This window comes from Undibacterium sp. Di27W (genome assembly GCF_049340345.1).
GTDB lineage: Bacteria > Pseudomonadota > Gammaproteobacteria > Burkholderiales > Burkholderiaceae_D > Undibacterium.
On record NZ_JBMPOS010000152.1, the window covers coordinates 1 to 304 of the forward strand.

The following is a 304-nucleotide window of genomic DNA, read 5'->3' on the forward strand; positions in this document are numbered from 1 at the left end:
TTGCTATAGTCCGCCTCCCGCTGAAGAGCGGGCGAAGATAGGAGTAGTGATGGGGTTTGAGCGAAAGAAATGACGCAGAAAACCTGGAGCTGTAAATAGCCTGAAGTAGTTGAGAATGAATCTAAAAAATTTAAACTGAACGAAAATAAAGACAGGGTGTTGACAGCACGAAAGAAATGCTCCATAATCTCGTTTCTCTGCTGCTGACGCACACAACGCTGCGACGCAAAACTGGATGAATAAGTAGTCCGGTTAAGCAGAAAAGAATACGGTTCTTTAACAATTAACAGTCAATAAATGTGGG

At 42.8% G+C, this 304-nt stretch carries 1 protein-coding gene; it reads right to left on the reverse strand.

Annotated elements, in window-relative coordinates:
* On the reverse strand, nt 1-212 hold a 212-nt coding region (locus ACO0LF_RS31705), incomplete at its 3' end, for a hypothetical protein (RefSeq protein WP_423021423.1).
* Nucleotides 213-304: the final 92 nt, after the last annotated feature.